The sequence below is a fragment of the Thermoanaerobacterales bacterium genome (assembly GCA_030019475.1).
GTDB lineage: Bacteria > Bacillota > Desulfotomaculia > Desulfotomaculales > JASEER01 > JASEER01.
The window spans coordinates 50,897-64,376 of the sequence record JASEER010000004.1 but is presented as its reverse complement, the minus strand read 5'-3'; the positions used below and the strand labels follow the sequence as shown (position 1 = coordinate 64,376).

Annotated in this window: 14 protein-coding genes and 1 tRNA gene; 10 read left to right on the top strand and 5 right to left on the bottom strand. The window is 61.8% G+C overall.

Features of this window, described 5'->3' with window-relative positions:
- Positions 1-51: 51 nt before the first annotated feature.
- The 6 genes from dpsA (at position 52) to QMC81_01900 (ending at position 6,791) form a co-directional block, all read left to right on the top strand.
- Positions 52-975 carry a dipicolinate synthase subunit DpsA gene (gene dpsA / locus QMC81_01925; GenBank protein ID MDI6906232.1) on the top strand — a complete coding sequence of 308 codons (924 nt, stop codon included), beginning with the start codon at positions 52-54 and terminating at the stop codon, positions 973-975.
- The gene (locus tag QMC81_01920) at positions 956-1,543 is read left to right on the top strand and encodes a dipicolinate synthase subunit B (protein MDI6906231.1); all 588 of its coding nucleotides are present in this window, start codon (positions 956-958) and stop codon (positions 1,541-1,543) included. Before dpsA ends, QMC81_01920 begins: the two co-directional genes overlap by 20 nt.
- Before the next feature lie 20 nt (positions 1,544-1,563).
- Positions 1,564-2,574 (top strand): aspartate-semialdehyde dehydrogenase, encoded by a 1,011-nt coding sequence (locus QMC81_01915; protein ID MDI6906230.1) that lies wholly within the window; start codon positions 1,564-1,566, stop codon positions 2,572-2,574.
- Positions 2,575-2,606: 32 nt separating this feature from the next.
- Positions 2,607-3,824, top strand: a complete 1,218-nt coding sequence (gene dapG, locus QMC81_01910) for an aspartate kinase (GenBank protein MDI6906229.1) — start codon at positions 2,607-2,609, stop codon at positions 3,822-3,824.
- Between the two features lie 36 nt (positions 3,825-3,860).
- Positions 3,861-4,745, top strand: coding sequence for a 4-hydroxy-tetrahydrodipicolinate synthase (gene dapA / locus QMC81_01905; GenBank protein MDI6906228.1), 885 nt, complete (start codon positions 3,861-3,863; stop codon positions 4,743-4,745).
- A 381-nt stretch (positions 4,746-5,126) separates the two neighbouring features.
- A complete protein-coding gene (locus QMC81_01900) occupies positions 5,127-6,791 on the top strand; it encodes a ribonuclease J (GenBank protein MDI6906227.1) in 1,665 nt (554 codons plus the stop codon).
- A gap of 84 nt (positions 6,792-6,875) precedes the next feature.
- Here the strand turns inward: QMC81_01900 and QMC81_01895 are convergent, their stop codons facing one another.
- Together QMC81_01895 and QMC81_01890 are read right to left on the bottom strand one after the other, a co-directional pair.
- Positions 6,876-7,880: an inorganic phosphate transporter gene (locus QMC81_01895; GenBank protein MDI6906226.1), complete on the bottom strand. Its 1,005-nt coding sequence runs from the start codon at positions 7,878-7,880 to the stop codon at positions 6,876-6,878.
- Between the two features lie 235 nt (positions 7,881-8,115).
- Positions 8,116-8,209: transfer RNA gene (locus QMC81_01890), tRNA-Sec, on the bottom strand.
- A gap of 138 nt (positions 8,210-8,347) precedes the next feature.
- Between QMC81_01890 and lspA the strand changes: the two genes are divergently transcribed.
- Together lspA and QMC81_01880 are read left to right on the top strand one after the other, a co-directional pair.
- Positions 8,348-8,794, top strand: a complete 447-nt coding sequence (gene lspA, locus QMC81_01885; GenBank protein MDI6906225.1) for a signal peptidase II — start codon at positions 8,348-8,350, stop codon at positions 8,792-8,794.
- Complete coding sequence (locus tag QMC81_01880) at positions 8,791-9,714, top strand: RluA family pseudouridine synthase (GenBank protein ID MDI6906224.1); 924 nt, start codon at positions 8,791-8,793, stop codon at positions 9,712-9,714. The genes lspA and QMC81_01880 overlap by 4 nt, the downstream gene beginning before the upstream one ends.
- On the opposite strand, the gene QMC81_01875 is transcribed toward QMC81_01880, so the two are convergent.
- The 3 genes from QMC81_01875 to QMC81_01865 all read right to left on the bottom strand — a co-directional run bounded on the left by QMC81_01875 (position 9,702) and on the right by QMC81_01865 (position 12,333).
- Positions 9,702-10,154 carry a DUF441 domain-containing protein gene (locus tag QMC81_01875; protein ID MDI6906223.1) on the bottom strand — a complete coding sequence of 151 codons (453 nt, stop codon included), beginning with the start codon at positions 10,152-10,154 and terminating at the stop codon, positions 9,702-9,704. The genes QMC81_01880 and QMC81_01875 overlap by 13 nt on opposite strands.
- A 91-nt stretch (positions 10,155-10,245) precedes the next feature.
- Positions 10,246-11,040 carry a phosphosulfolactate synthase gene (locus QMC81_01870; GenBank protein MDI6906222.1) on the bottom strand — a complete coding sequence of 265 codons (795 nt, stop codon included), beginning with the start codon at positions 11,038-11,040 and terminating at the stop codon, positions 10,246-10,248.
- A 69-nt stretch (positions 11,041-11,109) separates the two neighbouring features.
- Positions 11,110-12,333 (bottom strand): MFS transporter, encoded by a 1,224-nt coding sequence (locus tag QMC81_01865; GenBank protein ID MDI6906221.1) that lies wholly within the window; start codon positions 12,331-12,333, stop codon positions 11,110-11,112.
- 114 nt (positions 12,334-12,447) lie between these two features.
- Between QMC81_01865 and QMC81_01860 the strand changes: the two genes are divergently transcribed.
- Positions 12,448-12,717 carry a YqhV family protein gene (locus tag QMC81_01860; protein MDI6906220.1) on the top strand — a complete coding sequence of 90 codons (270 nt, stop codon included), beginning with the start codon at positions 12,448-12,450 and terminating at the stop codon, positions 12,715-12,717.
- Between the two features lie 188 nt (positions 12,718-12,905).
- Entirely contained in the window at positions 12,906-13,466 is a 561-nt protein-coding gene (pyrR, locus tag QMC81_01855) for a bifunctional pyr operon transcriptional regulator/uracil phosphoribosyltransferase PyrR (protein ID MDI6906219.1), read from the top strand.
- The last annotated feature ends 14 nt before the right edge of the window (positions 13,467-13,480 follow it).

The following is a 13,480-nucleotide window of genomic DNA, read 5'->3' as shown; positions in this document are numbered from 1 at the left end:
CCCCGGAAGGCCCGGTCATATACTGGCCTATAAGCCAGGGGAGGTGGAAGGATGGAGCTGGCAGGGTTAAGAATCAGCATTCTGGGCGGAGATAACCGCGGGATCTATGCCGCGGCTGAACTGGCCGCCCGCGGGGCGGATGTTCTCGTTTACGGCCTGCCCTTGCCGCCCGAGGCGCCTGCTGTGAAGCCCTGTGACGACCTCAGGGTGGCCTTCAACGAGTCCGACGCCCTCGTTATCCCCTTACCGGGTTTCGATGACGAAGGCCGCCTCCCGGTCCTGAACGGGGATGCGCCGCTGGTTTCCAAGAGCCTTTTGGCCCTGATTCCGTCACACGTACCCGTCTTCAGCGTGTTTGCGCGTCCGTTTCTGCGCCGTGCCGCCGAGCAGTTGAACCTACGTGTCATTGAATTGGTCAATCTGGATGAATTTGCCATTTGGAATTCCATTCCCTCAGCCGAGGGCGCCATCCAGATGGCAATGGATGCGACGCCGATCACCATTCACGGCAGCGCCTCCTGGGTGCTCGGATTCGGCCGTACGGGCATGACCCTGGCGCGCATGCTGGCGGGCATTGGGGCGAAGGTCACGGTGGTCGCCCGTAACCCGGCAGCCCGTGCAAGGGCGGAAGAGATGGGTTACGCGGCCTGTTCCTTTGAAACCATGCGGCCGGCCATAAGCAGCGCCGACATTATTTTCAATACCGTCCCCGCCCTGGTGCTGGATGAGGACACCCTGTCAATTCTAAAGCCGGCGGTCCATATCTGCGACCTGGCCTCGGCCCCCGGCGGCACCGACTTCGGCGCCGCGGCCAGGTTGGGCATCCAGGCCACGCTGGCCCCGTCCCTCCCGGGAAAGGTGGCCCCTAAGACGGCCGGGCAGATTATGGCCCGTATTATCGCGCGCCTGCTCCTCAATGACGCCCCTGGCATCGCGAAACGGGGGGGTGCCCAGCATGTCGTTGAAGGGCGTTAAGATAGGTCTGGCGCTGACGGGCTCATTCTGCACGCTGCATACCGTTATGGGGGAGATCGAGAAGCTTGTCAACCAGGGGGCGGAGTTAATTCCGATCGTCAGCCGGGAGGTCGCCGTACTCGACACACGGTTTGGAACGGCGGCATCATGGCTTCAGCGTCTGAAACAAATCGCCGGCCGCGACCCCATTGCCACGATCACGGATGCCGAACCGGTTGGTCCGCAGAAGTTGCTTGATGTCCTGGTCGTCGCGCCCTGCACCGGGAACACCATGGCCAAGCTGGCCAACGCCATCACCGACGGACCGGTCCTGATGGCCATCAAGGCGCAGCTTCGAAACCAGCGGCCTGTGGTTCTGGCCATTTCAACAAATGACGGTCTCGGTCTGAACGCGCGCAACCTTGGCGTGTTATTGAACACAAAGAACTTGTATCTGGTGCCCTTCGGGCAGGATAATCCGCGGGAAAAACCGAATTCCCTTATGGCACGGATTGACCTCCTCATCCCGGCCATCGAGGAGGCCCTTGCCGGGCGCCAGATCCAGCCGGTTCTGATTTCATATCATTGATCCGAGGAGGGCGGTAGTGCTTGCGCGGTCGTAGCGTATGTGTTGTCGGCGCCACCGGCGCCGTGGGCGGGGAACTCTTGAAAGTCCTTGCTGAGCGGAATTTTCCGGTCGGTCAGTTACGGTTGCTGGCCACCAGCCGCTCGGCGGGGAAGAAGGTGGCTTTCCAGGGTGAAAACCTGATCGTCGAGGAGACCAGGCCTGAGTCCTTCAAAGGTATGGAGATTGCGCTTTTTGCCGGAGGCGCGGCGAGCAAGGAATTCGCCGATACGGCCCGCCGAAACGGGGCCGTGGTGATTGACAACTCCAGTGCTTTTCGCCTTGACCCGCAAGTCCCCCTGGTGGTGCCGGAGGTAAACCCCGAAGATGTTCGCTGGCACGACGGGATTATCGCCAACCCGAACTGCTCGACCATCATCATGGTCGTTCCCTTGAAGCCGATCTACGACGCGGCCGGTATCGAACGTATCGTCGTCAGTACCTATCAGGCCGTTTCCGGGGCGGGTGCCGCCGCTATCGAAGAGTTGCGCGCCCAAACGCGGGCGATCCTCGACGGGCAGGAATACACCCCGAAGGTTTTTCCCTACCAGATCGCCTTTAACCTGATACCGCATATCGACGTCTTTATGGATTTGGACTATACCAAGGAAGAGTGGAAGATGGTGCACGAGACCCGTAAAATCCTGCACGATCCCGAACTCCGGATCACCGCGACCACCGTGCGGGTACCTATCTTCCGGTGCCACTCCGAAGCGGTAAACGTCGAAACGAAGCGTGCTCTCTCCCCGGCGGAAGCCAGGGATCTGCTGGCGAGGTTCCCCGGCGTGATTGTCGCCGATGACCCGGCCGCCAAACGCTATCCCATGCCCGTCGAGACCTGCGACCGTGATGAGGTCTTTGTGGGCCGTATCCGCCGGGACAACTCTACCGAGCAAGGCCTGAACTTCTTCGTTGTTGCCGACCAGCTCCGCAAGGGCGCGGCCACCAACGCCGTCCAGATTGCTGAAACCCTTATAGCATACGGGATGGTATAAGGGAAAAGAGACTGGGGGAGGTTTCCGGGTCTATGCGGTTTCTGGTGCTGAAGTTCGGGGGCACCTCGGTAGCAACCCCCGAATTGCGGTCTAAGATGGCTGAGCGCGTCCTGGAGACCGTTAAGCAGGGCTTCCACCCCGTGGTTGTTGTCTCGGCCATCGGCCGGCTGGGAGATCCTTATGCGACCGACAGCCTGCTCAACCTGGTGCGGGATATTGATGACCAACTGCCCGGACGCGAGCAGGACCTGCTCCTGTCCTGCGGGGAGATTATTTCCGCCGTGCTCACGGCCGCGACCCTGCGCCGGCGCGGTCTTGAGGCCTTCAGCCTCACGGGCGCGCAGGCGGGCATCATCACGAGCGGAAACTTCACCGAGGCACGCATTCTCCGCGTCGAGCCGCGGTCCATTCTCAACGCGGCCGCCGAAGGGCGGATCGCCGTGGTAGCGGGTTTCCAGGGGATTAGTGAAGACGGGGAAGTGACGACTCTCGGACGGGGGGGTAGTGACACTACCGCCGCGGCCCTTGCTGTCGCCCTCGATGCCGCGGCGATTGACATTTACACCGACGTCGACGGGGTTATGACGGCGGATCCCCGGATCGTGGGCGAGGCACGGCTTCTGGAAAAGGTTACTTATAATGAAATCTGCCAGCTGGCGCAAGAGGGAGCGAAGGTCATCCACCCGCGCGCGGTCGAGATTGCGATGCAGAAGAATATCCCGCTCCGCGTCAAGTCGACCTTCTCCGGCGCTCCGGGTACACTAATCACGAGTCACGCGGAAGTGTTCCCCGGAGCCATCGACATTACGACCGACCGCTTGCTGACGGGTATTACCTACATCCGGAATATCACACAGTTTTCCGTCCCCGTCGCGGGGCGTAATGCGGCGGCCTCATTGTTTAACGCGCTGGGCGAGGCCGGAATCTCAGTGGACCTGATTAACGTTCACCCGGACCTGGTGGCATTTACGGTCCGGGAGGCGATGGCGGAGAGGGCCGCAGGCATCCTGGATGGTTTGGGGCTTCGCCCGTCCGTCCGGCCGGACTGCGCCAAGGTGGCCGCCGTAGGCGCCGCGATGACAGGGGTGCCCGGCGTGATGGGCCGTATCGTGAGTACGCTCGCCGCCGAAAACATCCCGATCCTGCAGTCGTCGGATTCCTACACGACCATCTGGGTGCTCGTGCCCGGCGAGGATATGGAGCGAGCCATACGCGCCCTTTACCGCGCCTTCCATCTCGGGGACGGATAGGCAGGGGGGCTTTAAATATGGGAGGTGTCGGCCACATTGAGCCTTGATTTCGGACGCGTGATAACGGCCATGGTGACCCCCTTTGACGAAAGGGGGGGATTGAACCTTCCCCAGGCACGTAAACTGGCGCGCCACCTGGTTGACAACGGCTCGGACGGATTGGTGGTCAGCGGTACCACCGGGGAATCGCCGACCCTGTCTCCGGAAGAGAAGGTAGAACTCTTTCGGGTTGTCGTGGAGGAGGTCGGCGGGCGCGCAGTCGTGGTAGCGGGTACCGGGAGTTACAACACCGAGGAGAGTATCGTCTTGAGCCGGGCCGCCGAACGTGCCGGCGCCGACGCCCTGCTCCTTGTGTGCCCGTATTATAACAAGCCATCGCAGGACGGGCTTTACCGGCATTTCCGGGCCATCGCCGAAAGCACCGCCCTGCCGGTGATGCTCTATAACATACCGGGGCGCACTGGTGTCAACCTGCTGCCGGCCACCGTGGCGCGCCTGGCCGAGGTCCCAAACATCGTGGCGGTCAAAGAAGCGAGCGGCAGCCTGGAACAGGTGACGGAGATCATCCGCCGCGTGCCCGAGACCTTCGCCGTCTACAGCGGAGACGACGCTATGACCTTGCCGATACTGGCGGTCGGCGGCCGTGGTATTGTGAGTGTCGTCTCACACCTGGTGGGGCCCCGCCTGGCGGAGATGGTTAACGCTTTCCGTTCCGGCAACGTTGTGCTGGCGGCCAAGCTGCATCGTGAATTGTTCCCATTGATGAAGGGGATGTTCATCGCCACCAACCCTGTTCCCGTGAAGGCGGCATTGAACCTGCTGGGTTTCAACGTCGGCCCGCCGCGGCTGCCCTTGGTGGAGGCCGCGGAGCAGGAAAAGGAAATCCTCCGCGGGCTCCTCAAGGAAGCGGGGCTAATGTAGCGGCTTCTGCCCCATAACAGTACAGCCAGGCTTTACCGCCCGGCTTTTTTAGACCCTTCGACCTCCATTCCTTCCGGTCCGGCTGCGCCACAAGCCGTGGTACGGCCGCGCCGGGGGGAAAAGCCTGCCGCTTGTTTCCTATGCGCTTATTCGATATAATTGACAATAGCTGATAGGACGGACGGGTACCGCTGTTTCAGTAAAAGCAAAATCATGCGTCGGGCGTGATGCCGCAACAGGAACGGAGGGCGTCCAGGCAGAGCCGTGGCCATGGGTCGCCGGAGTACCGCGGGGCTCCCCCATGGTGACCGGATCCAGGACATGCAGTGCCCTCTTGTTTCATGCTGATGGTTTTACGCCCGCACGGCAGGAGGTGCATACCTGACGCGCGAGCAAAAACTTCAGATTGTCCCATTGGGCGGTCTGGGCGAGATCGGCAAAAACATGACCGCCATCCGCTATGGTAACGATATCCTGGTTATCGACGCCGGTCTTATGTTTCCGGAGGAAGAACTCCTCGGGATTGATATCGTCATCCCGGACGTCACGTACCTTATCGAAAACCGTGAGCGGGTGCGGGCGATCGTTTTAACCCACGGCCATGAAGACCATATCGGCGGCCTTCCTTACGTCCTGAAGCAGATTAACATTCCCGTGTACGGTACCCGGCTCACCCTCGGTCTCCTGGAAGGCAAGCTTAGAGAGCAGGGCTTTGAAGGGCAGGTGGAACTTCATGCCGTCAAACCGCGGGAGAGCGTTTCTATCGGTTGCTTTACCGTGGAGTTCATCCGCGTTTCCCACAGCGTGCCGGATGCGGTGGCGATGGTTATTAACACCCCGATAGGCACGGTGGTGCACACCGGAGACTTCAAGATCGACTACACCCCCGTGGACGGCCAGATCACCGATCTGCACCGTTTTTCTCAGGTGGGTGAAAGGGGCGTCTTGGTTCTTCTTTCGGACAGCACCAACGTGGAGCGCCCGGGCTATACCGAGTCCGAGAGCGCCGTGGGGGCGATGTTTGATCAGGTCTTCGGCACGGCGAAGGAGCGTATCCTGGTCGCCACCTTTGCCTCCAACGTTCACCGGCTGCAGCAGGCGATTACCACGGCACATAAGTATAACCGCAAGGTGGCCGTGGTCGGGCGGAGCATGGTCAACGTCGTGAATATCGCCCACGAGCTGGGCTACTTACAGATCCCGCCGGGGACATTGGTCGAACTGGAGGAGGCCAATCGCCTGCCGCGTAGCCAGGTGGTTCTCTTGACGACCGGCAGCCAGGGTGAGCCGATGTCCGCCCTGACACGGATGGCCCTCAGCGATCACCGGCAGGTGGAGATTGTCCCGGGGGATTCGATCATTATTTCCGCCTCGCCCATCCCCGGGAACGAGAAGCTGGTGGCCCGCGTTATCGACCACCTCTTCCGGCGTGGGGCGAACGTGTACTACGAGCCGGCGTCGGGCATCCACGTTTCCGGGCATCCGAGCCAGCAGGAGCTTAAGCTGATGATCAGCCTCGTCCGCCCGAAGTTCTTTGTACCGGTTCACGGCGAGTACCGCATGCTGAAGAAGCACGCCGAACTGGCCCGGGAGATGGGGGTGCCTGCGGAGAACGTCTTTGTCCCGGAGAACGGCATGGTTCTCGAATTCACCCGCAAGGCAGGGCGCGTCGCCGGGCGCGTGACCGCCGGTCGCGTTCTGGTAGACGGTTTGGGCGTGGGCGACGTGGGTAACATTGTCCTGCGCGACCGCAAACAGCTGGCCCAGGACGGTATCCTGATCGTGGTAGTGACCATCGACATCGAGAACGGAATGGTTCTCGCCGGTCCGGACATCGTCTCGCGCGGCTTCGTTTACGTGCGCGAGTCGGAACACCTGATGGACGAGGCCCGGGAACGCGTGCGGGCTACGCTGGACCAGTGCATGCAGCGTAAGATCACGGAATGGGCGACGATCAAGTCGGAAACCCGTGACACACTCAGCAAGTTCCTCTACGAAAAGACCGGGCGGCGCCCGATGATCCTTCCGATTATTATGGAGGTCTAGGCGGCACGAGCACCCCCGCTCACGGTGGAGTAAGCAGGATAGACGAAGCAGAAAGGGATACCCCCGCGGGGTATCCTCTTGCTGTTAAAAATGCCGGGGCCGGGCGATAAGGGTGTAAATAACCGCGGCCAGCACGGCGGTGGCGGGAAGGGTAATAATCCAGGCGCTCACAATCATTTTCATGGTGTGCCACCTGACGTCCGACGGGCGCCCGGCAACGCCCACGCCGACGATCGCCGAGGAAACGACGTGTGTGGTACTGACCGGCAGTCCGCCCAGCGTCGCCCCCATGATGGTGGCGACGCTGGCCAGGTCGGCCGACACGCCGCTACGGGGTCGGAGGGAGAATATCCTGTAGCCGACGGTCCTGATGATCCGCCAGCCCCCGCAGGCCGTGCCCAGGCCCATCGCCGAAGCGGCCGAGACCTTGACCCACAGGGGAATACTCATGTCGCCCTGCAGGCCGCCCGCCACCAGGGCAAGCGTAATGATGCCCATTGTTTTCTGGGCGTCATTTGTGCCATGGCTGAACGACTGCCCGATGGCGGTAAAAACCTGCACGCGCCGAAAGACGGCCTCCGCGCGGTGTCGATCCGGACTCAGGGGAAGCAACCCGATCAGGTACCGCATACCGAAACCGAGTGTCATAGCCAGGGGCGGGGTGAAGAGGAGCGCCGCGGCGATGACCATAAAACCGCGCAAATGCAACCCTCCGAAGCCGGCGGCCGCCAGAACGGCCCCTGCCAGGGAACCGATCAAGGCGTGTGAAGAACTGCTTGGAAGGCCCAGCCACCACGTGGCCAGGTTCCACAGGATCGCGGCCATAAGGGCGGCGAGCACCGCGTACAACCCGTGTTCCAAAGCCCACGGGTTGGCGATGCCCCCGCCTACGGTGCGCGCCACCCCGGTAAAGGCCAGCGCCCCGACGAGGTTTAAGGCGGCGGCTGTTCCCACGGCAAGCCTGGGGGGCAAGGCCCCGGTGGCAACCGCCGTGGCGACGCAGTTGGCCGTATCATGAAAGCCGTTTATAAAGTCAAAGGCCAGGGCCAAAACCACTACGGCAACAACAAATGCGAAATCGGATTCCATAAGTTCCTCCCGGGCACGGCCCTGGAAAGGCGTTTTTAGCCGGCGGGTTACCAGTAACACACTGGTAAGCCGCGTAGTGTTATTGATATTCGTTATTAGTTTTAAGATTCTCCCCGCGGGAAAGGCAGGTAGCCGGGGTACGGGCGGGTTTCACTGCAAAGGACAAACAAAGGGGGGCGGTTACCGCCCCCCTGGAATCCTTGCCTTACCATAAATGTCCGGTTGTATTGTAATATGGCGGGAGTGTGTGGGAATCGAACCCACCCGGGGTTTCTCACCCCGCGACCGGTTTTGAAGACCGGGAGGTCCACCAGGACCCATCCACCCCCGTATTCAGACGAGCCGCACTCACTCATTATAGCATGGCAAATTGCCGCGGGCCAAGTCCCAGTCAGCGATGGCCGGTTGACCCGCCCAATCCCCATCTGCTACCATTAACTTACGTCGCCATAGGGAGGTCTCCTGTATTGCGCTTTTGGCTGGCCGTCCTCACTCTGGTCGGCCTGGATCAGCTTACGAAGTGGGCGGTAACAGTCTTCCTTACGCGCGGGGAAAGCGTCCCTCTCATCCCCGGGGTGCTTTGGCTGACCCACGCCCGGAACCCGGGCGCGGCCTTTAACCTCTTCCCCGGGCATGGGGCGGCGCTGGTCATGGTCACGCTGATTGTTATCGCCGTTGCTGTAGCTTTTCACCGCCGTCTCCTGGACCTGGGGCTGGGGCTGCCCCTGGCCTTGATACTGAGCGGGGGGCTCGGCAACCTTCTCGACCGGCTGCGTCTCGGCCAGGTAATCGACTTTCTTGATTTGCGCTTCTGGCCGGTCTTCAACCTGGCCGATGTATACATCTCCCTTGGAGCGATCCTTATCGTCCTGGCCACCCTTCGTGGCTCGGGCCGCGGCGGTGCGGGCGCATGACGGTTCTGAGCCGGCTTGAGGCCGATGAAGAGGACTCGGGGCTCAGACTGGACGTTTTCCTCGCCAATGAGCACTCGGACCTTACCCGCTCGCGTATCCAGCACCTTATTCGTGAGAACCGGGCGACCGTCAACGGTGTTCCGGCGCGCCAGGCATACCGCCTCCGCGCCGGGGACATCGTGGCACTCGAGATCCCGGAACCCGAGGCGCCTTCCATCCGACCCGAGCCCATTCCGCTGGACATCTATTATGAGGACGGGGACGTAATCGTGGTCAACAAGCCCCGCGGGATGGTCGTCCACCCGGCGGTCGGCAACTACCGCGGCACCCTGGTCAATGCCCTGCTTTACCATTGCCGCGACCTCTCGGGCATTAACGGCGTACTCCGTCCGGGCATTGTCCACCGCCTGGACAAGGATACGTCGGGCCTGCTCATGGTCGCCAAGAATGACGGCGCCCACCTCGCGCTGGCCGCCCAGTTGAAGGCTCGTGCGGTCACCCGGGAGTATATCGGCCTGGCACACGGCCGTTTGACGGTGGAGGAAGGGACCATCGCGGCGCCTATAGGCCGCCATCCGCGGGACCGTCAGCGCATGGCCGTTGTCCCGCGCAACGGCCGGCCGGCCGTGACCCACTATCGCGTTATGGGCCGTTACGGTGCGTATACGCTGTTGCGCCTCCGCCTGGAGACCGGGCGGACGCACCAGATCCGCGTGCACCTGGCACACATCGGCCATCCGCTGGTGGCCGACCTGAAGTACGGTCACGCCAGGGCCGAACTGGGACTGTCAGGGCAGTTCCTGCATGCCGGACGCCTGGGTTTTATTCATCCTTCGAGCGGGAACTACCTGGAGTTCGAGGCACCGCTGCCGGGTGAATTGCAGTCCGTTTTGGACCGCCTGGGAGCTCAACGGAAATAGCGGGCGAACTCGGCGAAGAGCGCGGCAATCCCGGCGGCCATCAGCGGCCCCACGGGTATACCTCCGAGGAACACAATGCCGAAAATGGAGCCGATGATTAGCCCGAAGATGATCTCCGGGTCGAGCTGCAGCATCTTAAGCCCTTCGCTGTTAAGGTGCGTGGCCAGCGCCCCGCCCAAAAAGGCGAACAGGCCGGTCAGGGTACACAGGCTGCCTACAATCTCCATCACACCGACCTTCCCGCTCGCCAGCGGGACCATGATGGTCATCAGGAGAAAGAGCAGCCCGATATCAAGCCCCTGTTTCTCCAGGAAATGAAAAACAGACTGGAAGTTCGCCAGTCTGATGATTAGGAGAATACAGGATGCGGCGGCGATGAGGCTCGATTTGGCCACCAGCCCGACAATCAGCAGGGCCGTCAGAATCAGTTCGGGCGTCATTGTCTCCGCCTTTCGTGTTCCGGCTGTCTCTTCATTTTCTCCCTCTGACATACGGTATGTGACGGCCTTCTGTTTTAGACCTCCGGAGATCCTATCCCAGGCGCGACATACAGAATCGCAGCGTGTCGCCCCGCAGTCCGACGCGCAGGGCCTCCAGCGACAGGATCTCCTGCGGCGGGATATTCCCCAGGTTTACATCCGGCCCGAAACGCAGGATCAGTTCCTGCTGCTGGTCCTTCAAGGGCGCCTCCCAGATCACCTTTGTACTGTCAGGGATGACACCCAGAAAGGACTCCAGGACGCCCGGTTTTAGACGGCCGGCCTGATCGTAGATAACCACGTTTTTACCGAACTCGCGCGCCTCCACGATCACCCAGTCGGCGCCGGCATTGAGATCATTCAGGGCCTGGTCCGCCAGTTCGGCGGAGGACACCGTGGCGCGCGGATCCTTTTTCCCCACCTCGGTCAGGACGGTCAACCCGAGGTCCCGTGCGCGCCGGATGGCGTCTACCCGGTCGGCGGGGTCCATGGCAATGGTACCGTCCGAAACCTCAACGGCCGTAAAGCCGAGGTCCCGCGCGAGCCACAGGAACTGAGCGAGCTTCCCCTGCGCCGCCGCTATTTCGAGAAAGGTGCCGCCGGGATAGATATCCACCCCGTAGCGCCGCACAAGCTCGATTTTCTCACGCAAGACGCCGTCGGCATAAAGGGCCGAGGTACCAAACCCCAGTTTAATGAAATCGATGTGTTCCTCCGCGATTTCCAGCAGATCCTTCGTCTCGCCCAGCCCAAGACCCTTGTCCAAGACCATGGTCAGGCCGCGCCGGCGGGGTTTTCTGCTGCGGCCGGGCAAGGGAAAGGCCACCATCTCCCGCCAGTCTTCCATTCTGCCAACTCCTTTCAGTTCGGCCACAGGATGGCTTTGGGGTAATGTATGCAGGATTTCCAGAAGGTGTTACCGCCTGGACTGGGGCGAGGACTGCGCAGAGATGTCGCGGACGCGGATAAAGGCGAAGGCCAGGACGGCGGCGACGGCGCTGGCCGACGCCGTCACCCATGACATGGCTTCAAGGCTGAACCCCAGCAGGAGACTGAAGAGGGGCGGTCCGGCGGCCACGCCCAGGAAGCGCACCCCGCCGTAAAGCGCGGTCACCAGCCCTCGCTCATCCGCATCGCTGGCGCTGGTGATGATGGTGTTCAGGCAGGGGAGGACCAGTCCGGTGCCGATACCGATGGCGGACACTGCAGTGAAGAAAAAGAAAGTGGTGCGGCAGCAGGGGAACAAAGCCAGGGCCCCGGCCGTCACGCCCATGCCGCTGACGATAAGGATCTTCATGAGGAGAGCGCGGCGCTTGATAACCGCGCCGGTGCCGTAGGCCGTAGCCGCCATAAAAAGTACGGGCACGGCCAGAGCGAGGCCCTTAAGGATGCCGTCCAGGCGGTACCGTTGCTCCAGGTGGTCGGAAAGGAAGAAGAGGAGCCCGAAAAGGGTCAGAAGGGCCAGACTCCCGGCGAAGAAGGATGTGAGTAACAGCGCGGTCTTCTTGGAGAAGACCTGCGCGAAGGAGCGCAGGTACTCCCGTATCCCGCGCCGGGTACGCAAGCCTTCCGGCTCCTTGACGCCGAGCCAGATCGCCCCGGCCGAAAAGGCGTTAATGACCGGGAAAACGAAGAAGGGAGCAAACCAGGACAACAAACCCAGGGCCGACCCGAGGATGGGGCTGAGCACCTTTCCTCCGCCGTTCGCCGCTTCAATGACTCCCAGGGCCTTACTGCGGACCGGCCCCTGGAACATGTCGCCGGTAAGGGCCATGGCGATGGGGGCCGTCCCGGCCGCTCCGATTCCCTGCAGAATACGCCCGACGAGGATGATTGCAAAGGCGCCCCCCCATTCCATCAGCGCCGCCGCTCCCGCGACCAGCCCCCCGATGCCGTAAAGGAGCAGCGCCGGGATAATAACCTTTTTCCGTCCCAGACAATCGGAAAGGAAGCCTGAGAAAGGGATGGTCAGTCCTGCAGGAACGGAGAAAAGGGTGATCACCAGGCTGGTTTGCAGGGATGTGAGATCCAGGGAACGCTGCATCTGGGGCAGGATCGGGATGAGCATGGAGTTTCCCAGGACCATCGCGAAGGGTACCGTGCTGAGCGCGGCCAATGCCAGGCGCTGCTTACCGTCCATCAGTCGACCCCCTCAGGCTATTGTCCCTCCGCCCCGGTTGCCATATGCGGCGTCGGGACGGCATATAGAAAGGGGAGGGACGAACGGTGTTTCATGGAAGGAGGAGATTCCCCGGTGGAAAAGCTGGTTTGGGGCATGGCCGGCCTGCGTTTCCTCTCGGCTTCGATCGAGTTTTCGGCGGCGATGCTCATGCTGTACTTCGGACGCGTCGAAACGGCCGTTAAGATCAACGCCTCCCTGGCCATTGTCGGGCCGACGGTGCTCCTGCTGGTCACCGCCCTCGGCCTCTGCGGCCTGGCCGCCCGCCTGTCGCCGCAAGGCATGCTCCTCGTCCTCGCCGGAGTGGCCCTCATTTTCCTGGGGATTCGAACTCTCTCCCAGTAGGGTCGCGGCAGTGATTGCGGCCTCTTGACACCCTGCCCGGAGGCCTATACAATGTTTTAGAACAAACCACCTTTAACCCGGTCCGGAGAGGCCGGGAAGGTAGGACATAACGGCGCCCCTCCGAGGGTGAACTGTGCCTGCTTTGACACCGAGGTGGTTGAAGCAGGTTTTTTAATGCACAGGTGGTGATCGGGCTGGAATTCGGAGATTTCAAGGAAAAGGCACAGATACTCGATGCTCAGGGAATGGCCCGGGCCTTGACGCGTATCGCCCACGAAATCATTGAGCGTAACCATGGCGTGGAATCCGTGGCCTTAATCGGCATCCGGCGGCGGGGGGTGCCTCTGGCCAACCGCCTGGCACTGCGCATACGTGAGATCGAAGGGGTTGCGGTTCCGGTGGGCTATCTGGATATCACCCTTTATCGAGACGACTTGACGCGCCTCGACTATCACCCTCAGCTGCAGCAGACGGAGGTCTCCTTTCCGGTCACCGACCGGGACATCATCCTTATCGACGACGTTCTGTTCACCGGCCGCACGGTCCGGGCGGCGATGGACGCGATCATGGACCTCGGGCGGCCGCGTTCCATTCAGCTGGCGGCCCTCATCGACCGGGGGCACCGGGAGCTGCCTATCCGGGCCGACTATGCGGGGAAGAACGTTCCCACGTCCCGCCGGGAGGTCATTTCAGTCGAAATCGAAGAGGTGGATGGGCGGGACAGAGTGCTCATCCTGGAAAGAACCTAAAGCGAAGCGGCCGT

Bases quoted from the DNA above. Each gene is read 5' to 3' on its own strand.
- dpsA (MDI6906232.1), top strand. From the start codon at position 52: ATGGAGCTGGCAGGGTTAAGAATCAGCATTCTGGGCGGAGATAACCGC.
- QMC81_01920 (MDI6906231.1), top strand. From the start codon at position 956: ATGTCGTTGAAGGGCGTTAAGATAGGTCTGGCGCTGACGGGCTCATTC.
- dapG (MDI6906229.1), top strand. From the start codon at position 2,607: ATGCGGTTTCTGGTGCTGAAGTTCGGGGGCACCTCGGTAGCAACCCCC.
- QMC81_01895 (MDI6906226.1), bottom strand. From the start codon at position 7,880: ATGGAATCCGATTTCGCATTTGTTGTTGCCGTAGTGGTTTTGGCCCTG.
- QMC81_01880 (MDI6906224.1), top strand. From the start codon at position 8,791: ATGACGGTTCTGAGCCGGCTTGAGGCCGATGAAGAGGACTCGGGGCTC.
- QMC81_01875 (MDI6906223.1), bottom strand. From the start codon at position 10,154: ATGACGCCCGAACTGATTCTGACGGCCCTGCTGATTGTCGGGCTGGTG.
- QMC81_01870 (MDI6906222.1), bottom strand. From the start codon at position 11,040: ATGGAAGACTGGCGGGAGATGGTGGCCTTTCCCTTGCCCGGCCGCAGC.
- QMC81_01865 (MDI6906221.1), bottom strand. From the start codon at position 12,333: ATGGACGGTAAGCAGCGCCTGGCATTGGCCGCGCTCAGCACGGTACCC.